General features: G+C 54.0%; 20 protein-coding genes. 19 read left to right on the forward strand and 1 reads right to left on the reverse strand.

The genetic code is table 11. The features are described 5' to 3' along the window. Positions 1-175: 175 nt before the first annotated feature. The 19 genes from cobM to QNK41_RS14905 all read left to right on the forward strand — a co-directional run bounded on the left by cobM (position 176) and on the right by QNK41_RS14905 (position 19,910). Positions 176-994: a precorrin-4 C(11)-methyltransferase gene (gene cobM / locus QNK41_RS14815; protein WP_319258251.1), complete on the forward strand. Its 819-nt coding sequence runs from the start codon at positions 176-178 to the stop codon at positions 992-994. Further along, entirely contained in the window at positions 991-2,076 is a 1,086-nt protein-coding gene (locus tag QNK41_RS14820) for a cobalt-precorrin 5A hydrolase (protein WP_319258253.1), read from the forward strand. The genes cobM and QNK41_RS14820 overlap by 4 nt, the downstream gene beginning before the upstream one ends. Then, positions 2,073-2,819, forward strand: coding sequence for a precorrin-3B C(17)-methyltransferase (gene cobJ, locus QNK41_RS14825; RefSeq protein ID WP_319258282.1), 747 nt, complete (start codon positions 2,073-2,075; stop codon positions 2,817-2,819). The genes QNK41_RS14820 and cobJ overlap by 4 nt, the downstream gene beginning before the upstream one ends. A gap of 131 nt (positions 2,820-2,950) precedes the next feature. Next, positions 2,951-3,475 carry a cob(I)yrinic acid a,c-diamide adenosyltransferase gene (locus QNK41_RS14830; protein ID WP_319258255.1) on the forward strand — a complete coding sequence of 175 codons (525 nt, stop codon included), beginning with the start codon at positions 2,951-2,953 and terminating at the stop codon, positions 3,473-3,475. A gap of 204 nt (positions 3,476-3,679) precedes the next feature. Next, positions 3,680-5,194: a cobyric acid synthase gene (locus tag QNK41_RS14835; RefSeq protein WP_319258256.1), complete on the forward strand. Its 1,515-nt coding sequence runs from the start codon at positions 3,680-3,682 to the stop codon at positions 5,192-5,194. Positions 5,195-5,351: 157 nt separating this feature from the next. Next, the gene (cobU, locus tag QNK41_RS14840; protein WP_319258258.1) at positions 5,352-5,900 is read left to right on the forward strand and encodes a bifunctional adenosylcobinamide kinase/adenosylcobinamide-phosphate guanylyltransferase; all 549 of its coding nucleotides are present in this window, start codon (positions 5,352-5,354) and stop codon (positions 5,898-5,900) included. Beyond that, positions 5,897-6,625 carry an adenosylcobinamide-GDP ribazoletransferase gene (gene cobS / locus QNK41_RS14845; protein ID WP_319258259.1) on the forward strand — a complete coding sequence of 243 codons (729 nt, stop codon included), beginning with the start codon at positions 5,897-5,899 and terminating at the stop codon, positions 6,623-6,625. Before cobU ends, cobS begins: the two co-directional genes overlap by 4 nt. After that, positions 6,622-7,731: a pyridoxal phosphate-dependent aminotransferase gene (locus QNK41_RS14850; protein ID WP_319258260.1), complete on the forward strand. Its 1,110-nt coding sequence runs from the start codon at positions 6,622-6,624 to the stop codon at positions 7,729-7,731. Before cobS ends, QNK41_RS14850 begins: the two co-directional genes overlap by 4 nt. Then, complete coding sequence (cbiB, locus tag QNK41_RS14855) at positions 7,721-8,683, forward strand: adenosylcobinamide-phosphate synthase CbiB (protein ID WP_319258262.1); 963 nt, start codon at positions 7,721-7,723, stop codon at positions 8,681-8,683. Before QNK41_RS14850 ends, cbiB begins: the two co-directional genes overlap by 11 nt. 310 nt (positions 8,684-8,993) lie before the next feature. After that, a complete protein-coding gene (gene cbiR / locus QNK41_RS14860; protein WP_319258263.1) occupies positions 8,994-9,827 on the forward strand; it encodes a cobamide remodeling phosphodiesterase CbiR in 834 nt (277 codons plus the stop codon). 115 nt (positions 9,828-9,942) lie between these two features. Next, positions 9,943-11,187 carry a U32 family peptidase gene (locus QNK41_RS14865; protein WP_319258265.1) on the forward strand — a complete coding sequence of 415 codons (1,245 nt, stop codon included), beginning with the start codon at positions 9,943-9,945 and terminating at the stop codon, positions 11,185-11,187. Then, on the forward strand, positions 11,184-11,966 hold the full coding sequence (locus tag QNK41_RS14870; protein ID WP_319258267.1) for a dihydropteroate synthase: 783 nt from the start codon (positions 11,184-11,186) through the stop codon (positions 11,964-11,966). The genes QNK41_RS14865 and QNK41_RS14870 overlap by 4 nt, the downstream gene beginning before the upstream one ends. Before the next feature lie 184 nt (positions 11,967-12,150). Continuing rightward, positions 12,151-13,173, forward strand: coding sequence for a medium chain dehydrogenase/reductase family protein (locus QNK41_RS14875; RefSeq protein ID WP_319258269.1), 1,023 nt, complete (start codon positions 12,151-12,153; stop codon positions 13,171-13,173). A 225-nt stretch (positions 13,174-13,398) separates the two neighbouring features. After that, complete coding sequence (locus QNK41_RS14880) at positions 13,399-14,247, forward strand: transporter substrate-binding domain-containing protein (protein ID WP_319258271.1); 849 nt, start codon at positions 13,399-13,401, stop codon at positions 14,245-14,247. A 659-nt stretch (positions 14,248-14,906) separates the two neighbouring features. Then, complete coding sequence (locus QNK41_RS14885) at positions 14,907-15,107, forward strand: cold-shock protein (RefSeq protein WP_319258272.1); 201 nt, start codon at positions 14,907-14,909, stop codon at positions 15,105-15,107. Positions 15,108-15,280: 173 nt separating this feature from the next. After that, positions 15,281-15,751: a hypothetical protein gene (locus tag QNK41_RS14890; protein ID WP_319258274.1), complete on the forward strand. Its 471-nt coding sequence runs from the start codon at positions 15,281-15,283 to the stop codon at positions 15,749-15,751. 515 nt (positions 15,752-16,266) lie between these two features. Beyond that, positions 16,267-16,668: a BlaI/MecI/CopY family transcriptional regulator gene (locus QNK41_RS14895; RefSeq protein WP_319258275.1), complete on the forward strand. Its 402-nt coding sequence runs from the start codon at positions 16,267-16,269 to the stop codon at positions 16,666-16,668. Further along, entirely contained in the window at positions 16,655-18,376 is a 1,722-nt protein-coding gene (locus QNK41_RS14900) for a M56 family metallopeptidase (RefSeq protein ID WP_319258277.1), read from the forward strand. Before QNK41_RS14895 ends, QNK41_RS14900 begins: the two co-directional genes overlap by 14 nt. Before the next feature lie 607 nt (positions 18,377-18,983). After that, the gene (locus tag QNK41_RS14905; RefSeq protein WP_319258278.1) at positions 18,984-19,910 is read left to right on the forward strand and encodes a hypothetical protein; all 927 of its coding nucleotides are present in this window, start codon (positions 18,984-18,986) and stop codon (positions 19,908-19,910) included. A 315-nt stretch (positions 19,911-20,225) separates the two neighbouring features. Here QNK41_RS14905 and QNK41_RS14910 read toward each other — a convergent pair. Beyond that, positions 20,226-20,902, reverse strand: a 677-nt coding sequence (locus QNK41_RS14910; RefSeq protein ID WP_319258280.1) for a site-specific integrase, incomplete at its 5' end; no start/stop codon positions are given.

The following is a 20,902-nucleotide window of genomic DNA, read 5'->3' on the forward strand; positions in this document are numbered from 1 at the left end:
GCCGTCCCTGACACGCGCAAAGGTCATCGTTCTCGGGTTCAGAGGTTCAGGGTTCAAAGGTTAATGATCAATCGACAAACGGGACCCTTTTCTTACGGGCCAACCTTCGAGCAAAGTTGACGAAAAATGATAACCCTGAACCTATGAACGCTCACGCACAAAGAAAGCATTCATCGTGATTCACGCATCCCCCGATACTGAATCTGACACAGACGCATTGAGTCCCATCATCTTCTGCGGTGCCGGCCCCGGCGATCCGGATCTGATCACGGTAAAGGGCCAGCAGGCACTGGCTGCAGCCGATCTGGTGGTTTACGCCGGCTCCCTGGTGCCCGAGGCCCTGCTCAAATGGACCCGGCCGGACTGCCGCCACCTGAGCAGCGCCGGCCTGCACCTGGATGAAATGGTATCTGCCATGGTCGACGCCTGGCGGGCAGGCAAAAAAGTAGTGCGCCTGCACACCGGCGACCCCAGTCTCTACGGGGCCATTTTCGAACAGATGGTCAAACTGTCACATCGCAACATTCCCTACACGGTGATCCCGGGTGTCACCGCCGCCTTTGCCGCCGCTGCGGCCTTAGGCGTCGAATACACCCTGCCTGAGGTGTCGCAGACCCTTATTCTCACCCGCCTGGCCGGCCGGACGCCGGTGCCGGAAACCGAATCCCTGGCATCCCTCGCCGCCCACCGGGCCACCATGGCCATCTACCTGAGCATCTCCATGGTCGACGAGATGACGCGAATTCTCTCGAAGGCTTACGGTTCTGGGGCGGCCTGTGCGGTGGCTTACCGGGCCAGCCAACCGGATCAGAAAATTCTCTGGACCACCATCGGCAAGTTGGCCGAAACAGTCAAAAAAGAGAAGATCACCCGGACCGCCCTGGTGGTCGTCGGGCGCGTGCTGGATGTAAGCCTTTCTACCCTGGTCCACCACTCCAAACTTTACGACCGCCACTTTGCCCACGGCTACCGTGAGGCGGAGGATCGGCGGTGAAGTCGGCCGCCGATGAACACACCGCCATCTGGGCGCTGACCCCCAACGGGGTCCAACTGGCCCGGATTATCGCCGACGAGATAGCCGGCTGCACCCTGTTTCTATCGCAGAAACTGGAAACAACCATCCCCGGCGCGGTGCGCTTTGCCCGGCTCAAAGATGAAGTGGACCGGCAGTTCGCCGGGTTTCCCCGCCACATCTTCATTATGGCCACAGGCATCGTGGTAAGGTGCATCGCCAACCGTCTGGCCCACAAGACCACGGACCCGGCCGTGGTGGTCTGCGACGAGGCTGGACAGTTTGCCATCAGCCTGGTCTCCGGCCATATCGGCGGGGCCAACACCCTGGCCCGGGGAGTCGCCCGAGCCACCGGCGGACTGCCGGTGATTACCACAGCCACCGACGTCAACCGGGTGCCGGCCATCGACATCATCGCCGTGGAAAACCAACTGACCATCGAAAATCCCGATGCCATCAAAACAGTCAACATGGCCCTGCTCACCGGCAACCCGATCTTTATCCACGACCCCTATGGGATAGTGGCCCACCGGTTGCCGCAAGACCAGCTGATCCCGTCCGCCGTTGACGCATTTGGCCAGAACGATGCCGGGATTTTCGTGGATCACATGTGCCTTGACCTGCCCCCCCATGTGCTGGTATTGCGACCCGGGTCATTGGTGGCCGGCATGGGATGCAACCGGGGCACCGATGTTGAAGAGATGCGCGACCTGCTGGTGGAAACATTCGCGACAAACCGGCTGGCCATCTCCAGCCTGCGCGCCCTGGCCACGGTGGATCTGAAGGCCGACGAGCCCGGGTTGCTGGCCCTGGCCGAATCCCTGAACCTGCCATTAACGGTATTCACCCGTGACCGGCTCAAAGGGGTGGCGCAGGTACCCACCCCGTCGACCATGGTTGAAAAACACATAGGAGTCAAAAGCGTATGCGAAGCCGCAGCCCTGCTGGCGACACACCGGGGGAGACTGATCGTTCCCAAACAAAAGACGGCCAACGTCACCGTGGCGGTGGCCACCGACGGCTGTATATCGTCGGCATCGGACCCGGCGGACCGCAGCACCTGAGTCAACGCGCCGCCCGGGTGCTGGAAACCGTCGACGCCGTTGCCGGGTACACCACCTACATCGACCTGGTACGGCCGTTGATCGCCGGCAAGCAGATCGTCAGCACGGCCATGAAAAAAGAAGTAGACCGGGTATCGGCGGCCCTGGACCTGGCCCTTTCCGGCACCACCTGTGCCGTGATCTCCAGCGGGGACCCGGGGGTCTATGCCATGGCCGGGCTGGTGCTGGAAATGTGTCGGCAACGGGCCATTGCCATCGGCAGTTCCGAGAGGGCGGAAGATCCGGACCGACTACTTGTCGAAGTGGTGCCCGGTATCCCCGCGCTGTGCTCCGGCGCGTCGCTTTTAGGGGCACCGTTGACCCATGATTTTGCAGCCATATCCCTGAGCGATCTGCTTACACCATGGAAGACCATCGAAACCCGGCTGGACGCCGCCGCCAGGGCCGATTTTGTGATTGTAATCTACAATCCGAAGAGCCGGCGCCGGACCGAGCATCTGGCCCAGGCCCAACAGATCATCCTCGGGCACCGTGACCCGGCCACACCGGTGGGTATCGTCACCGGCGCCATGCGCAAGAACCAGCGGGTCACGCTCACCACGCTGGCGGATCTCCACCGGGCCGATGTGGATATGCAGACCACTGTGTTTGTGGGCAACTCAAGCACCTTTAATTATGATGGGTTTATGGTTACGCCTCGGGGTTATGCGGAGAAGTATGATATTGGTGGAAAACAGTGTTAAGTTTTATGTGTTAAGTGTTAAGTTGATGTATTCTATCGTTTTTATCCTTTACTTAACACTTGCCACTTAAAACTTAACACCTTGAAACATCAAAACTTACTATAATTGCAATTAAAACACCTTTAATGACAATGGCCTTTCAAAAAGGTTATACGCAAGTCTATACGGGAGACGGCAAGGGCAAAACCACGGCCGCCCTCGGGTTGGCCCTGCGGGCCGCCGGTGCAGGCCTGAAGGTCTATATCGCTCAGTTCATCAAATCCGGCGACTATAGCGAAATCAAGGCCCTCTCGCGCCTTGCAGACCGGATCACCGTCGAGCAGTTCGGACTGGGCCGGTTCATCAAGGCAAAGCCGTCGCCGGAAGATCGGGCAGCCGCCCAAAAGGGTCTGGAAGCCATCCGCAGCGCCCTTAATTCGGGCAATTACCAGGTGGTGATCATGGAAGAAGGCAACGTGGCGGCCATGTGCGGACTGTTCCCGGTTGACGAGATTCTGGCGATCATGACGCAAAAGCCTGGCGATGTGGAACTGGTGATCACCGGTCGGGGAGCGGACGCACGCGTCATCGACAAGGCCGATCTGGTGACGGAAATGAAGGCCGTCAAGCACTATTACCAGGATGGGGTGGCAGCCCGTGTTGGAATTGAGAAATAAGCTTACAGCTTATCGTCATTGAGGTACATGGCACAATGGGAAGCGCCATTTTGAAGGAAAAACGGATCAAAGAGTAGAAATGAAAGTGGAAGCTGGGGTTAATCGAAAAAAGTAATCCAACCTGGAAAGATTTATATAAAGAGATTGTTTAAACTGGATTCCGGCTTTCGCCGGAATGACGAGCATGGGCATAGTTACCAAACAATGAATAAAAAATCGGATATCGCCCCCTGCCTCGCTGTGATGGGCACCGGTTCCGACGTGGGCAAAAGCGTTATCGCCGCCGCCCTGTGCCGTATTTTTGCGGACCGGGGGTTACGGGTAGCGCCCTACAAGGCCCAGAACATGTCCAACAATTCAGGGGTCACCCCGGAAGGGCTGGAGATGGGTCGGGCTCAGATCGTTCAGGCCGAGGCTGCCGGAATCGTCCCCCACGTGGACATGAACCCCATCCTGCTCAAACCCACCAGCGACGTGGGGTCACAGGTGGTTCTCCTGGGCGAGTCCATCGGCAACCAGACGGCCATGGATTATCATCAGAAAAAAGCCCGTCTGGCGCAGACCGCCAACGCCGCCCTTGACCGTCTGCGATCGAAATACGACCTGGTGGTGATGGAAGGCGCCGGCTCCTGTGCCGAAGTGAACCTCCTGGCCCACGATATCGTCAACCTTCCCATGGCCGAATACGCCGATGCCCCGGTAATTCTGGTGGGAGACATTCACCGCGGCGGCATCTTCGCCCAGTTGGTGGGTACCCTGGACTGCCTTCCCCGACACTTCCGCGACCGGGTGGCCGGATTTATCATCAACCGGTTTCGGGGAGATCTGCGGCTCTTCGCGGACGGGGTGCAGTGGATCGAAGAAAGAACCGGGCTGCCGGTATTCGGCGTGTTGCCTTGGTATGAAAACATCCGCATCGATCCCGAAGATTCGGTGGTCATCGAACGCCCCCGAACCGTTTCTGTGAATACGGAAGGGATGCCCGTGGTGGCGGTGATCCGCCTCCCCCATATTTCCAACTTCACCGATTTCGATCCACTGCGGGGGGTCACGGGCCTGACCGTTCACTTCGTGGAAACACCCCAGAATCTGAGCGCCTTTTCCGCCGTGATCCTGCCGGGATCCAAAAACACCCGCTTCGACCTGGCGTGGCTGAAAACCAGCGGCTGGGAATCATGCATCGCCGACTTCAACGCCGGCGGCGGCCACATCACCGGCATCTGCGGCGGCTACCAGATGATGGGAAGCCGGGTTCACGATCCCGACGGCCTGGAAGGCGAACCGGGAACCACAGACGGCCTTGGCCTGTTGCCGGTGGAAACCGTACTTCAGGCACCCAAGACCACGACCCTCAGCCGGTTTTCCTGGGACGGCATCCAAGGGACCGGTTATGAGATCCATATGGGTCAGACCCGGCCACACGGAGGAACCCCCCTGCTGGTGCTCCACGAAAGAAACGGAGACGCCGTAAATGACGCCGACGGGTGTGCGGTTGACCATAGACGGACCATCGGCACTTACATGCACGGCCTGTTCGACACCCCGGCCATGATCACCCATTGGCTGAATGCCGTGGGGATTACCGGCATCGACGTGCCGGCCACCGGCGGGCTGGACGCTAAAATGCAGCAGTATGCCCTGTTGGCCGATCATGTCCGCTGCCATGTGGACGTGGAACGGATTAGTACACTGGTGAAGATCGAAAATAAAACAAGATGACAATCAACTGTTTGTTTTGCCCTTCTTTGAGATTTGGACATTGTAATTTGGAATTTATTTGAGATTTGTTATTTGAGGTTTGATGTTTCCGGGCTATCCGGGTTAGATCTCATTCAAAACAAGAACCAATCGATAAAGATCCCTTAAAGAAGTCATCGTGACCGACACCGACAAAATATTGGTTCTGGGCGGCTGCCGCAGCGGAAAAAGCAACCACGCCCTGCAGTTGGCCAAAGGCATGGGTCCACGCCGGTTGTTCGTGGCCACCTGTGTGCCCCATGACGACGAGATGCAAGCCCGGATCGACCGTCACCGGCGCGAGCGCAGCGCCACCTGGCGCACCCTGGAAATCCCTGTCAATCTGGCAGAAACCATCAACTCCCACAGCCCGGTGGCGGATGTAATGCTGGTGGACTGCCTGACCCTGTGGCTGAACAATCTGCTCATGCAGACCCAGGACGCCCCACAGATTCAGCGACAAATCGACGATCTGGCCGAGGCCGTGAGAATGGCCCCCCACTCGGTGATACTCGTCTCCAACGAGGTGGGCGCCGGCATCGTTCCGGAAAACCGCCTGGCCCGACTTTACCGTGACCTGGCCGGCTGGACCAACCAGGCCGTCGCCGCCGCCTGTGACCGCGTGGTCTGGACGATCGCCGGCATCCCCGTGACTATCAAACCCCCTTTTCAGAACACGGCCCCATGAACGCACTCATCGCCTCGCTGCAGTTCATCAGCGCAATTCCGCTGGGACGACCACGACCGTTCGATCCCAAAGGGATCATCGTCCATTTTCCATTGGCCGGACTGGCCATCGGCTTGATTTTGGCCCTGTTTGACCTGTTCGCCTCGGCCGTCTGGCCGCCTGTTGTGGCCGGTGTGTTGGATGTGGCGCTGTTGGCAGCCGTCACCGGTGCCTTTCATCTGGATGGTCTGGCGGACACGGCGGATGGCCTGTACGGCCAGCGTGAACGGGAAAAAGCCCTGGCCATCATGAAGGACAGCCGGGTGGGCGCCATGGGATTGGTCGCCGTGACCTGCGTGCTGCTCGTCAAAGCCGCGGCCGTGGGAAGTGTCGCCCACGGACGGTTTCTGGCGCTGATGATCGTTCCGGCCTATGCCCGTTCGGCCATGATGGCCGGGATACGTTTTCTGCCCTATGCCCGGGGAAACGAGGGTACCGGCAGCGCTTTTTTTCAAACGCCCCTGTCCGCGGTGGACTTTAAATACCTTGCCGCACCGGTCATCCTCTCCTTGTTTCTGGGATGGCGGGGACTCCTGCTGAACCTGGTTTTCGCAGCCGCTACCGCTGCCCTAATCTTCATCTACCGCAAAAAACTGGGCGGCGTCACCGGGGACCTGCTTGGCGCCATGACCGAAATCCTGGAAGCGGTTCTGTTTCTGGCAGTGTGCGTGGGAGGCGGCCCATGATCGGCGGACACGGGGGCAACATCTACCAACTGGCGCAACGGCTGAAATGCCGGCCATCGGATATCAGCGACATGAGCGCCAACGTCAATCCCCTTGGCCCCATACCGGCGTTGCTCGACCATCTAAAGGACGGTATATCGGCCATCGCAGCCCTTCCCGAAGTGGACGCCGGCAGCATCGTGAACGCCTTTTCGCGGTTTTACGATATCAATCCCCGGCAGGTGATGGCGGGCAACGGCACGACCGAGCTCATTTACCTGATTCCCCGGGCCTTGGGTGTGAAAAAGGCCCTGGTGGTGGGTCCCACCTATTCCGATTACCGGGATGCCTGCACCATGAACCTGGTGGCCTGCGACCATTTGATCTGCCGGGAGGAAGACGATTTCGTGCCGGACACGCGGACAATCCGGAACGCGGCAACGGCGGCTGACCTGGTCTTTTTGTGCAATCCCAACAATCCCACGGGTGCCCTGGTGGCCTGTCCGGATGTCGACGCCCTATGCCGGTCCCTGCCCGACACGGTCTTCGTGATCGACGAATCCTATCTGCCCTTTGCGCCTGCGCCGGCAGATTCCACAATGATCGGCTCGGACCTGCCCAATGTCATGGTGCTCAACTCCATGTCCAAAGCCTTTCGGATCCCGGGACTGCGCATCGGCTTCGTCAAGGCACCGGGACCGCTGATGCAGGCCCTTTCCCCCTTGTCACTGCCCTGGTCGGTTAACAGCCTGGCCCAGGCGGCCGTGCAATGGCTCATGGACCGTCCCGAACAGGTCGAGCCCTTTCTTTCATCAACCAGAAATATATTAGAACAGGAGAAAGGGCGAATAGAAGAATATATCCATAAGAGGTCTGGCGCCCGGTGCTTCCCCTCGGCCACCTCCTTTGTTCTCATCCGGCTGCCCGATGGACTGAATGCGCAGACGGTGTGGCGGCACATGGCCGACAACCGCATCCTGATCCGCGACTGTACGAACTTTACCGGCCTGTCCGATGCGTTTATCCGCATCTCCCTGAAAAGCGAAGCGGAGAATCGTCGGGCGACCGAGCTGCTGGTCCAACTGTGCCGCGACCACACCAATCCGGGACGCCGTCATGCCCACTGAAGGATTGGCACTGGCCCTGACCCTGGCAGTGACGCTGGACATGCTGCTGGGCGATCCGCTGTGGCTGCCCCATCCGGTGAGATGGATGGGCAGGGCCATCGCCTGGCTGGAGCCTCGATTTCGGAGGCTGACCCTGAAATCGCTGCTTTCCGGTGCGCTCATGGCGACGCTGCTGGTGTCATCCGTGTGGCTCATCTGCCTGCTGCTGGTCTGGTTCGCCGCAGCCGTTCACCCCGCCGCCGGGATCCTGGTTCAGGCCGTGATGATATACGTCTGCATCTCCGCCCGCAGCCTGGCCGACGCCGCCCTGGCCGTGGGCGACGCACTTGGCCACTCGGGTCTCGGCGCCGCAAGGCAGGCGGTTTCCATGATCGTGGGCCGGGAGGCGGATCGGCTGGATGAAAGGGGTGTGACGCGTGCCGCCATAGAGACCGTAGCCGAAAACCTGGTAGACGGGGTCGTCTCCCCGCTGTTCTTCGCCGTGCTGGGCGGTGCCCCCCTGGCCATGGCCTACAAGATGGTCAACACCCTGGACTCCATGGTCGGGTACAAGAACGATCGCTACCTGCTGTTCGGCCGCTTCGCCGCCCGTATGGACGATGTGGCCAATTTCATCCCTGCACGCCTGGCCGTACCCTTCATCGCCCTGGCCGCGCAATTGTTGAACGGACGGGGGCGGGCGGCAATGGACACCGGCTTCAAGAACGGGCGCGCCCACGCCAGTCCCAATGCCGGATACCCGGAAGCCGCCTTTGCCGGCGCCCTGGGATTGTGGATGGGGGGACCCAACCACTACCACGGCCGGCTGGTGGAAAAGCCTATTATTGGCGTGGGATTCGCCGAAGCCAGACCGGCTCACATCCGGCAAGCCTGCCGGTTGATGCTGACCACCGCACTCCTGGTCTTTATGGCGGCGGCAATAACCGTGCTGCTTCTACCGATGCCACTTTAGTATCAAATCCCTGGAATTCGAATTTTCATGTCAGAAAATAAAAGATAAATAACAATACCAAAAAACCAAATATTAAATGAACTACCCCACCGCAAGCAGCGGGGTATCAACAAAGGATGCAATCAATTTTATCGTCGCAAGCGACGGGGTATTAGACCCTCGGCTTCGCAATAAATCACAATGACTTAAATCCAAAATTCCAATTCTTCGGTTTGTATCTTTTTTGAGATTTGGATATCGCTGTTTGGAATTTATTTGGGATTTGATGCTTGTCGCTTGTTATTTCCAGTTCATCCCGGTTAAACAATCCATGGCGGACATAAAAAAAACAATACAGTCTTTTCCACCCTTGGCAACTGTTTGCAAAAAACGGTTCCCCTTTACCCTGGCCTGTCCTTCATTCGTCTACCCGGCGGGCTACCTGGTCAACGTCCGCCACCTGGCCCCGTTTGTAGATGAAATTGAACTGCTCTTTTTCGAAAGCCGTTTTAGGGACAGCCTGCCGTCCCCTGGTTTGATCCGGGAACTGGTTCAGCAGACCCGTTCCGGCCGGATCACCTATAACGTCCATCTGCCCACAGACATTTATCTGGGGCATCGGGACGCCGGTGTTCGCCAGACGGCGGTGGACGTGTTAAGGCAGTTGATTGACCGCTGCGCGCCGCTGAACCCCACTACCTTTACCCTGCACCTGATCCAAGACCCATCCGAGCCGGACCATCGGCGCTGGCAGGCCAATTCAGCGGCATCCCTGGAAGCGGTCCTGGCGACCGGGGTCCCCAGCCGCCGGATCGGTGTGGAAAACCTGGACTACGATCTTGAACGGGTCGCACCCATCATCGACGGCCTGAACCTTTCCGTGTGCATGGACATGGGCCATCTCATGGCCCACGGGGTTGACATGACGACTTTTTTTGATCGCTGGACAGAACGGATCAGCATTACCCACCTGCACGGGGTGGATGGCGCGCAGGACCATTTGCCGCTGAACCGGCTGACGCCGGCGCACATGGAAAAGGTGATGCGTGTATTGAAACGATTCAGCGGCGTGGTTTCTCTCGAGGTTTTTTCAGCCCCGGCGCTGAATGCCTCGATGGCGCACCTTTTTGATCAGTGGTTCAGACTGAAGGCGGAAGACGTTTAGTCCGGAATGAATGCCGCAGTTTGTGCGCATGATAGCTGAGCATGAGGCGAAGCCATGCTCTTGGATGCTGGATTCTGGCTCCTGAATTCGCTACTCCAAATGAGACCCTTTATCAATGAACTCAAAATCAAACCAAGTGGAACTGCTGGCCCCGGCCGGTACACCGGAGAAACTGGAAATCGCCGTTCACTACGGCGCTGACGCCGTCTATCTGGCCGGCAGGGACTTCAGCCTGAGAAACTTTTCCGCCAACTTCTCACTGGCGGACATGCAGGCCGCCCGCCGCCTTACCCGTGACAATGGCGTGCGAATGTATGTGGCCGTAAACATCTACTCAAGGGACAGCGAAGCCCAGGCCATTGCCGATTACCTGGCATCCCTGGAATCCGTCGAACCGGACGCCCTGATCGTCGCCGATCCGGCGATTTTCATGCAGGCCCGACGGCTGCTCCCCCATGTCCCCATCCACGTAAGTACCCAGGCCAACACCACCAACACCGGCACCGCCCGCTTCTGGCGGGACCTGGGCGCCACCCGTGTCAACGGTGCCCGCGAACTGACCCTGGAAGAACTCCGCAAGATGAGCGCAGAATGCGGCATCGAGGTAGAGGCATTTGTTCACGGCGCCATGTGCATCGCTTACTCGGGACGCTGCCTGTTATCCGGTTACATGAAAAATCGGGAAAGCAACCGTGGCATGTGCTGCCAGCCCTGCCGGTTCCACTACACGCTGATGGAACAGACCCGGCCCGGCCAGTACTTCCCCATCGCCGAAGACCCACGGGGTGCCTACGTTTTCAATTCCCGGGACCTGTGCATGATCGAGCATCTGCCGGCCTTGATCGACGCCGGCGTCTGCTCACTTAAAATAGAAGGCCGCATGAAAAGCATCCACTACCTGGCCGGTGTGGTAAAGGTTTACCGGGAAGCCATCGAGGCCTGGTATCGGGACCCTGACGCCTATCGGGTGCCGGAACGTTGGCTGGCGGAGCTGTCCGCCATCAGCCACCGGGGCTATTGCACCGGATTTTACTTCGGCGATCCGGACCAGACAGCAGCCAATTTAGATGACGTCATCCATCCCGGCTATCGATTTGTGGCCAAGGTCCTCGAGAGGGTCCCTGGCGGAGGGGTCCGGGTGCTGGTGAAGAACAAAATCGTATCAGGCGATGCGGTGGACATTCTTTGCCCCGGCGGTCCCACCCGGGAAGACAGGATTCAGCGCATCGCCGATGATCACGGAATAACGCAATCACTGGCCCAGCCCGGCTCCACGGTGACCCTATACCTCGGCCGGCCGCCCAGGCGGTTGGACCTGATCCGACGCCGCGAACAGCGGGTCAGCGAAGCGGCGCCATGATCCTCGTTGCCGACAACCTTCGCATCACGCTGCCGGCCATCGGCCGAGCCGTGGAGCGGTTGGACCCCGAGCCCATCCGGCAGATGGTCAGCGCCTGCATGAACGCCGGTGCCCAGGCCATCGACATCAACAGCGGCCCACTGTCACGCTCTCCTGAAGAGAAGATGACCTTTCTGGTCCGCACCGTTCAGGAAACCGCCGATCTAACCGTTGTTCTGGACACCGCCAACCCACGGGCCATGGCGGCCGGGTTGGCGGCAGGTAGCCAAAAAGTGATGATCAACGGCGTTTCTTTAGAGCCCGTAAGGCTGAAGCGGATCCTGCCCCTGGCACGGCAATATGATTGCGACATCATCGGCTACCTGTTGGGCCCTGACGGACACGTACCCACTGATGCCTCGGGTCGCATGGAGGCTGCCGTGGCCCTCTTCAACGAAATGCAAACCGCGGGAATCTCGCCCGAACGAATCATCATCGATCCGGTCGTGGCACCGCTGGCCTGGCAGGATGGCAACCGCCAGAACATGACCGTGCTGGAAGTGATCCGGACGCTGCCCGACCTGCTTGGGTTTCCCGTGCGGACCATCGCCGGTCTGTCCAATCTAACCACTGGAGCACCGGATCCCGGCACGCGACGACGCTACCAAGGCGCCTTTCTGCCAATGCTCGTCGCCGCCGGCGTAAGCATGATCCTGTTAAATGTCCTGGATCCCACCATTATTCGGGTAGCCGGGTTGTCTCAACGCATTGCCGGCAGGACGGTTTTCAGCTGGCAATAATCTGAAGACCGCGACCGGCGGTCCGAAGCTGCATGGCTGTCGGGACGGGATGAATGCGACAGCAGGCACAGGTTTTGACAGAAGCCGACGTCTTGCGGTACTTTCAATAAATCAGCAATCGACCGGGGTCATGCAGACGCTAATCGTGGAGCGGTTTAACCAATAACATGGTGATGAAAATATCATGAAACAGATCGTGATTACCAAATATGGCGATCCGGATGTATTGAAAATACAGGAAAGAAAGGATCCACAACCGTCTGCTGAAGAAGTTCTCATAAAGGTGAAGGCGATTGGCGTCAACTTTGCCGATATCCTCGCAAGAAAGGGACTCTACCCGGATGCGCCAAAGCCTCCTTGTGTCGTTGGATATGAAGTATCCGGGACTGTAGAGAGCGCCGGCCCGGGTGTCGATGCTTCTATTGTTGGCCAATCGGTCGTCGCCCTGACTCGATTCAATGGCTATTCAGACAGGGTTTGTGTTCCAGAAAAGGCCGTTTTTACCATTCCCGAATCTCTTGATTTTGAACACGCTGCCGCCATCCCGTTGAACTATCTGACGGCATATCAGCTTTTATATGTCATGGGGGGGCTGAAAAAGGGGGAATCGGTGCTCATTCACAATGCAGGTGGTGGCGTGGGTTTGGCCGCATTGGATATTTCATTGCACCTTGAAGCCACGACCTACGGTACATCCAGTGTAGGGAAGCATTCCTTTTTAATGGAGCGGGGGCTGAATTATCCCATCGATTATCGCAACCAGGATTTTCTTTCCAGCATCATGAACCTCACCGGTGGAAAAGGGGTGGAGATGGTTCTTGATCCGATCGGCGGGAATAATTGGAAAAAGAGCTATAAAGCCCTTCGGCCGACAGGACGGCTGGGACTGTTTGGTGTGTCGACGGTCACGGATTCAACAATGGGGCGGGTGTTCCAGTTTATCAAGCTGATCGCCCAAACCCCCAGGTACAACCCGTTGAGATTAATGAATGCCAACAAAGGTGTATTCGGGGTCAACCTTGGCCATATGTGGAACGAAAGAGATAAAATAAGCGGATGGATGCAGGAAATCCTGAAAGGCGTAGAGAAAGGGTGGGTTCGGCCGCATGTAGACAGAACTTTCCGGTTTGAACAGGCAGGTAAAGCACATAGGTATATTGAAGCGCGAAAAAACATCGGTAAAATTGTCTTAGTTACCGGCGGTTGATGCTCGATAACGATTAAAACGCCGTGACTCGAACGACTACGGCAATCAAGACCCACTTTTTACTCTCAAAAAATCTTCACCAGGCAGAAGGTAGGGTCAAAATTGTATACAAACGCTTGTGGAATCCCAATATGAGATTGATTCCTTAGTATTCCAGTTGAACCGAAGTGACCGTGCGAAAGCGTTAATCCATGCCGTCTCATATTACCAAGAAGGAGGATGAAGATGCCGCGCAATTTCATTCGGGGTGCATCGTCGGTCTACCGGAATTGGATCTTGATCCTATTCACCCTATTAGTAACATGGGTCACGCAACCATCAGCCCAAAACACCTCATTGGTAACATCACCCGCAACGGTTCCTGACCCAAAGCCACGTAACGGCATCATCCGGTTAGCCATTCCGGAACTCGAGGGCACCTATCTGTACCGGTTTTCTGTGCTAAAATTCAATGAGGCCTTTGGGCGGTTAGGTTATGAATTTGAGCTGCATGCTTTTCCCTCCGAAAGAGCCTTGGCCGAATCCAACGCGGGCCGCATGGACGGGGAGGCCGGAAGAATTCAATTCGATTCGACCCTGGCAGCCAAGTATCCCAATCTGATCGAGGTAGACGAGCCGACCTTCTTTGTAACCGTTGGCGCTTATGCGCCCGATGCGTCCATTCGTTTGAACGGGTGGAGGGATCTCGCGGACAAACATCTCGTCATTGGCTATCCCCGTGGTCTCAAAGTGATAGAAAGAAGGTTGGTGGGCCATGTGGATGCAAAATATCTCCATGGTCTGAACAATATTCGGCAAGGCCTGATGATGTTGCGGCACAATCGGATCGATGTGCTGGTTGGGCTCCAAACCTCCGTGGAAAGTGTGTTGGATGAAGCGGAGTTTGTAAATTCAGATATCGCCTTGGCCGGAATCATCGAGGTGGCTCCGGTCTTTCCCTATCTGCATAAAAAACATCATGCGTTGGCTCCCCAACTGGCATCCGTCCTGAGAGCCATGAAAAAAGACGGCACATTAGATCGCTTGGTGGAAGATGCAAAACAGTCCATAATACCGGCCGCCGATCAAAATTAAATTGTTAAAACACACAGAATGGATACCAACCGACGACCGTGAACCCCACCTGAAAAGCTGATTGACAACTTTCAGGTGTTGAACCCTCCCCGCGGCCCCGATGAGCGGGATCTCTGCTTCGCTCCGACAAGCCGCGGGGAATGTTCTGCCTGTAACGGCAGTGCTACGCAACACCGTAAGGATAAAAAATCGATTTTCAGTTCGCTCGATAGTGTCCAGCCAGAAATAGGCAAATTGGGTTGAGATCAAGGCATGCGAAAAATTTTACCGCAAGTATATGGTTGATATTCCGAGGATAAAATTTTGAGCGTAACGCAGATATCAGACAAATTGGCCATTTGTGGATCGACACTCGCTAACCCCGCCGCACCGATACTCGGGATCTCCGCTTCGCTTCGACAAGCGGCGAGGAATGTGCTCGCTATCGCGGTTCAAAATTTACAGGAAAAAGGAAATAATCGGTCCACCATCACCAGGTTTTCTGAATAATACTGATAATTGACTTGCTTTTTTTCTTTTGCGTGATATGAGATGCAGGTTATAAAGGTCCGCCGGTGTTGGCGGGCTGGTTTCTTGCTAAGGGATCGATCCATTTGTCAAAGTGGCGCCTGAAGTTTGAAGCAATGATTAAAATTTTTTATAAGTAGGAGGAAGTTAGCATGGCAAATGGTATCGTTAAGTGGTTCAATGACAGCAAGGGGTTTGGTTTTATTGAGCAAGAAGACGGTCCTGACGTTTTCGTTCATCATTCGGCAATAAATGCCACCGGATTCAAATCACTCAACGAAGGCGACCGGGTTACCTTTGACATCGAACAGGGCCCCAAGGGTCCTGCCGCAGCCAATGTGACCGTGGCCTAACACTTCGTTTACAATTTAAAAGGGGACTCCTTCAGAAGGTTGAAGGGGTCCCCTTTTTTTGTCTCTATGGGTATCCGGTGCTCGGCCCCCTTGTGTCCGGGAAAAGGGGAATTACGTTTACGATATGATCAATGAGCAAGACAGGCCCTGATTATCAAGCTAAAGGCGTTGAAATGAGGAACGATCGCCCGATTGAACTGGTGGCTATTGCCGGTATTTTACTGGTCGGGGGTTTCCTGTTCGTGTGGATGATCGTACTGTCTGATGCGGTCCCCGCGGAATATCGAAGCGCCTCACCCGGGTTCGGCTGGAGTTGGGATTTCGATTACGAGGATGCCATCCTGGATGCCGGCAGGCTAGGGGCGGAACCATGGCCGTGGCCGGCAAAGCAGACCGGCAATCGTTTCGTGCTTCCCCTGAACCAACCGCTGCTGTCCGAAGGCCTGGAGATCACCTACCGAGGAATGAAGGAATCCGATGGCTTCGGATTGGATATGGTTATCCAGCGCCTGGATTCCAGCGTCACCTACCCGCTGAATTTGGCTGTGATGGAGGCAAGGCGCGGCTTTACGATAGCCGATCGCCACTTTACGCTGGAACAAATCACTCCGCTCTACCTTCGACTGCGCGCATCCGACCAGTGATGGGAACGCCAACAGACGTATAGCCAACCCATTGTGAATGTCACTTCATGGAAGCGCTGGTTTTGACACGTGCCAAATTGTTGACCTTATCTCAAGGTATGCAACCCTTCCTGAGTCATTCAACCTACAAAAGTTACAAAATGTAATCGCAACCTGATCGGCTTTGTGGCCGACCACAACATCTTGATTCCTTCCAAGGCCAAGACCGTTGCCAGGTCATGGCAAGGTATCGCAATTAAATCAGAGGATAAAAATTTACAGGTTACATCAAAACACTCCATCTATTTACAAATTCCGGAATGCTCATTGAACTCTGTTCGAGTCAGCTTTAACAAATAGAGTTTAAGTGGAACCCTTTAATCAAAATGCTGTTTCGGGATTTACTGTTACCGGTTTTTTTAGGGGGGAGGCTCGTTTTCCAATAAAAAAGGCTTGACATTTAACCTTGGATATAAGACTTTAATCTTAGTTGTTACAATGTAACAATATAATTAATATCTAACAATGAGGCAACCATGGCCAAGAATCTATCCCTGCCTGACTTGACTAAAGCGGAATTCAATATCCTGAGAATCATCTGGAAAAGCGGAAAACTAAGTGTAAGGGAGGTTCACGACCAAGTAACCGCTACCCATGACTGGGCCTATTCCACAACCAAGACTATGATGGACCGGATGGCCCGAAAGCATTTGCTGGTAAGGGAAAAATTCCACGGCGTTTTCCTATACCGCCCCCTCATATCTCGGCCTACGGGGTTTACCAGGATAGTCCAGTTTTTTGCAGACCATGTCCTGGAACTGGACTACGGGGAGGTAGTGGCCCTGTTTTCCAGGAGTCAGGCCCTGAAGCCTGAAGAGATAAAGGAATTGGAAAAACTCTTGGCGGATGAGACGGAGGATCGCCATGATACGTCCTGATGAGGTCGCCCAGGCTATTCTCGCCATCTTATCGCTACAGTCTTTGTATGCTCTGTTTCTGTTTCCTCTGATCTGGGGGATGGTAAAATGCTGCTGGGGAAAATATCCCCGGTGGCAGCACGGCTTGTGGCTTCTGATCCTATTGCGTCTGGTGCTGTCACCTGATATGGCCACGCCCTGGAGTGCCAGTCATCTGATCCGGTCTTTAACGTCCCACACAGTTTCCCGGCAATATCTCGCCTTCCCGTATGAATTCCGAATTCTTCAGGACCACCAAAAGCCGATTTCTACACCTATACCTGATAATTTCATGCCTGATGGGCCCAATCCCCATGGGGTGGTCCCGACAATCGGCAGCAAACTGGCAACGGTTCCTTCCCCGCCCTTATTGAAGCGGATCAGCATCGTCACCAGCTGCACCTATTTTGCTGTTGTCACCCTCCTATTGGTGCGGTTTCTTCGTACCCGCCGCCGGTATTGGAAGATCGCATGGCAGGGTAAGACGTTTCAGGATCCCGCCGTCCTGGATATCGTCCGGGATTGGCGCAGACGATTACATATTCGCAGAGCGATAGAAGTAAAGGCGGTCGTTTCAGATGTACCAACCTATACCATGGGGCTTTTTCGGCCTGTAATCATTCTGCCGGAGCATCTGATATGCTCGTCCGGAAGTGCTGCTCTTGAATCAGTCCTGGCACATGAACTGGTGCATGTAAAACGCTGGGACGATCTTGCAATCTGCCTGCAGGAGTTGGTGAAAATCGTCTATTTCTTCCACCCCGTTGTCTGGTTTGTCATGCCCCGTCTCACATGGACTCGGGAAGCGGTTTGCGACGGAACTGTTCTCTCCCACGGTACCCTTTCGCCCAGAACCTATGGCAAACAATTGATCGCATTTGATCGAGACCAAGGCTTTCCAGAACAGTCTCCCAAAGCTTTGGCAGTATTTACCTCTGCTGCCAGGGGTATGGCCTTTCGCCTAAACCATATTCAAAAGGAGGATAATATGAAATCTAATCCCTTATTAGTCTATCTGACGGTTCTGGTTCTGGGATTGTTTCTATTGCCCATGGCACCGGTGGCATCGTCGAATCAGGGTAACACAACGGATGATATACAAGTATCCAGGGTTCAGGATCGGGACAGCCACCAGATGGCCAACAATGCGCTCACGCAATATATATTAAAATGTGTCCCGTGCCAAAATCCGAAAGAAGTTTCGCGCATTATTTGGGGGGACCGTGTTACAGAGGATTTCAAAGAGGAAGATTTTTCACGGCTTGTCTCAGCGACAGACTGTGACATTGTGGAAAACATTGGAGACGGCCAGAAAGCCTATGTTTTTTATTTGCTCTCCAGTTCGCGAAATGGCGTATATCGTCCCAATTTCCATTTCATAATGAAACAGAACAAATTGAAGCTCCTTTTTAAAAGTCGTAACCTATCAGGTTATGTTACGGATTGCTCAAAAGTAAATGGACGCTATGAGATTGAAGAAGGATGGAGAGCCGATCTTTTTGATGGAATTAATGATGATCGTGTCAACCTGGCATGGGGTTCTACAGTGTGGTTTTGGTCTGGAACACAATATCTTAAGGCCTATACAGATTATACAATTCAGGAGGCAACCAACCCGTCGTTATTGGGAACCAAAAGAGAATGGGAGAAGGATAATCGATCTGTGTATGAAGCAGCTCCCCGGAAGTGAATACTAAATCATTCACCGGAGCGACAAGCTGTTTAATTCGCCTTTGATGACCATTTTAAGGAAGGCATAATGAGAGGGCAGCACCTAAAGTCAGCCTATGATATCCAGTTGCTAAATGCAAATTTGATATGATCCTTGATAGTTAAAACCGATGGAAAGAAACCACACGAATCAGCAAGACTTGTTTTTATGAGATAGCCATAGCATACTTGCCTGGTCATGAAAAATTTTTCCGCTAATCTGAGGAGCATCTATCTCAACATTTGACAAGGGTGCGATTCGGAAGCTACTCTCAATGTATCTTTAGTTGGCCGATACTTGCTTTTCAGACAACATTACAGAGCATATCACAGCCCCTTTATTAGATCTTGAATTGGCCACATCTTGTTGTTTGTATGATATATTGATAATATGGTCGAAAATATGAATCAGGTGTAAATCTGACCCTATTTTTAACCACCTCGACTGTCCTGATTCAATCTTTTTTACTATTCACTATAGTCTCACTAATCTTTAGTTCGAGAATATTAAACCATCATGCAATTATGTGTAATTGCTTTCACCATCAAAAAGGTTGCGGTACGCGAAGGCTGAAGGAATTCCCTAAATGGACTCACCCTTGGCAAGGGTCATCTTGGCCACCTTAGGCGGGTACCTCATTATTCTGCTCTTTTGGTCTGTTTATGACTGGATCGCTGAAGAATATCCGAGACGCCCTACCAAACAACCAAGTTCAGAGCGTATACAGTATCCCTTTTATCATAAAGAAGCGGCCAAAGCTCTACAACAATTCTCCCGACTAACAAAATCTGAAAAAGCTGCCATTCAAGAAAACCTGCAATTCAGTTTGATCTCCATTGAGCAATGGCTAACACATCTTGGCCAATCAGATTATCAGATAATGTGCATGGGTGAGCTTCATGAGGAATCAACACGCAATTTTCTTGCAGAAGAATTCTTTGAAAAGCATAGTACCGATCTCCTTCTGCTGGAAGCTACACCTCTGACTTTGAGACGTTTAATCAAACGTATGGACGCTGGCAGGGATTATTTTCCATTGCTGGATGCTGATATAATAAAAATACTTCGAACCGTTAAGCATAGCAATCCGGCTATCAAGGTTTGGGGTATTGAAGAAACCGACGAACAGCAAAAGGAGAAGCGTGGTCATTCTAATTCGCGCGATCAATCCATCGCCAATAACTTCTGGAACAGATTTCAACCGGGTAAACGTCATATTGTTTTGTTTGGAGCTTTACATTGTACGAACGAATCGAATTGGCTTTTCAAAAACCTCTACGACCATGCTCCTCTCCCTCTGAAAGAACGGATGTTTAATGTCAAAGTATTGGGAGAACATCAAAATGGACCATTAGAAGCCTTTGTGTATTTTTTGGATGAGATCGGAATTGGAAAAAAAAGCTTTGTCATTCCTGACACCCGTTCCCTGCCCGACCATATCTACAAATGGTTTCCGTTGCTGAACCGTCAAACTCTGGGAAAATATCGATCCTTGATTGTTTTTCGAACATGATGTGAACTTCTGGGCGTTTGACTGTGGGATTCGGCCATTATTCCTTTGCTGTAGAGGAATTTAATAGATGGTTGACTTTCAAATTGTTATCACAGAAAAAAATGGACACAGATTCCTTTGATAACTCCAAATAGTTCCAGATCGGCCCAAATGATAGATAGCCACATCCCCTTTCGGAAAGACGATCTGGGGGTGGTCTTCTGGTTACAATACATACTTCCCATCACCTGAGGGTAGCGGTATCGTCTGGCTATATCCGGTTTGCATCGGTGCTAAATAGGGTGAATCCATTAATCGGATTCACCCTTTCCTTTTTTAGCCGTAAATGTTTTCGATCCACCGAATTGCTTCCGCATCACTGATGGTTCCAAGATACCTTTGAGTGGTCGAAAGATTCGCATGGCGGAGGATGACCTTGCTGACAATCTCAATCGGCACACCTGAGCGAGAAGCATAGGTGGCTGAATGCCGACGCAGATCATGTGGCCGGAGTTTGATCCCTACCAATTTCCCAGACTTAATCACCATCAACCGGGCTGCCTCGTAGGAAATCGGGAAAATGCGATCATTGGAGGAATTGCATACCTGGAGTGCGTATTCACGTAATCGATCAGCCACTTTTTGTGGGATAAATACAAATTCGTGCTCTTTACCGCTTTTGGGTTCACGCAGGATCAGTTTACGGTCTTGAAGATCCTTCAAGCGCAGTTTCAGAACTTCGCCGATTCGCATACCGCCGCGGGCCATCAATTCCAGGATCAACCGATTGCGGACTTTTGTGGTTCGGAAAATGATCTCATCAACGGTCTCCTTTTCGACGATTTCCCATCTCGATGGCACTCTCTCCCGATAAAGCTTTCGTATCATTGGCCTGTCGCATGGGTTTTTAGCATCAGGATCGATGTTGTTACGTACGAAATTGAAGAATGATGATAGTTGGGAATAGCGGATCCGTTTGGTGTAAGGCTTGTTCCCTTCGGTTAGGCGGTTCA

The organism is Desulfosarcina sp., from assembly GCF_033791525.1.
In the GTDB taxonomy this organism is placed as follows: domain Bacteria; phylum Desulfobacterota; class Desulfobacteria; order Desulfobacterales; family Desulfosarcinaceae; genus Desulfosarcina.

What these genes read in the sequence shown, in the direction of transcription:
- QNK41_RS14830 (WP_319258255.1), top strand. Translation starts at nt 2,951, where the DNA reads ATGGCCTTTCAAAAAGGTTATACGCAAGTCTATACGGGAGACGGCAAG.
- QNK41_RS14835 (WP_319258256.1), top strand. Translation starts at nt 3,680, where the DNA reads ATGAATAAAAAATCGGATATCGCCCCCTGCCTCGCTGTGATGGGCACC.
- cobS (WP_319258259.1), top strand. Translation starts at nt 5,897, where the DNA reads ATGAACGCACTCATCGCCTCGCTGCAGTTCATCAGCGCAATTCCGCTG.
- QNK41_RS14850 (WP_319258260.1), top strand. Translation starts at nt 6,622, where the DNA reads ATGATCGGCGGACACGGGGGCAACATCTACCAACTGGCGCAACGGCTG.
- cbiB (WP_319258262.1), top strand. Translation starts at nt 7,721, where the DNA reads ATGCCCACTGAAGGATTGGCACTGGCCCTGACCCTGGCAGTGACGCTG.
- cbiR (WP_319258263.1), top strand. Translation starts at nt 8,994, where the DNA reads ATGGCGGACATAAAAAAAACAATACAGTCTTTTCCACCCTTGGCAACT.
- QNK41_RS14865 (WP_319258265.1), top strand. Translation starts at nt 9,943, where the DNA reads ATGAACTCAAAATCAAACCAAGTGGAACTGCTGGCCCCGGCCGGTACA.
- QNK41_RS14870 (WP_319258267.1), top strand. Translation starts at nt 11,184, where the DNA reads ATGATCCTCGTTGCCGACAACCTTCGCATCACGCTGCCGGCCATCGGC.
- QNK41_RS14875 (WP_319258269.1), top strand. Translation starts at nt 12,151, where the DNA reads ATGAAACAGATCGTGATTACCAAATATGGCGATCCGGATGTATTGAAA.
- QNK41_RS14880 (WP_319258271.1), top strand. Translation starts at nt 13,399, where the DNA reads ATGCCGCGCAATTTCATTCGGGGTGCATCGTCGGTCTACCGGAATTGG.
- QNK41_RS14885 (WP_319258272.1), top strand. Translation starts at nt 14,907, where the DNA reads ATGGCAAATGGTATCGTTAAGTGGTTCAATGACAGCAAGGGGTTTGGT.
- QNK41_RS14890 (WP_319258274.1), top strand. Translation starts at nt 15,281, where the DNA reads ATGAGGAACGATCGCCCGATTGAACTGGTGGCTATTGCCGGTATTTTA.
- QNK41_RS14895 (WP_319258275.1), top strand. Translation starts at nt 16,267, where the DNA reads ATGGCCAAGAATCTATCCCTGCCTGACTTGACTAAAGCGGAATTCAAT.
- QNK41_RS14900 (WP_319258277.1), top strand. Translation starts at nt 16,655, where the DNA reads ATGATACGTCCTGATGAGGTCGCCCAGGCTATTCTCGCCATCTTATCG.
- QNK41_RS14905 (WP_319258278.1), top strand. Translation starts at nt 18,984, where the DNA reads ATGGACTCACCCTTGGCAAGGGTCATCTTGGCCACCTTAGGCGGGTAC.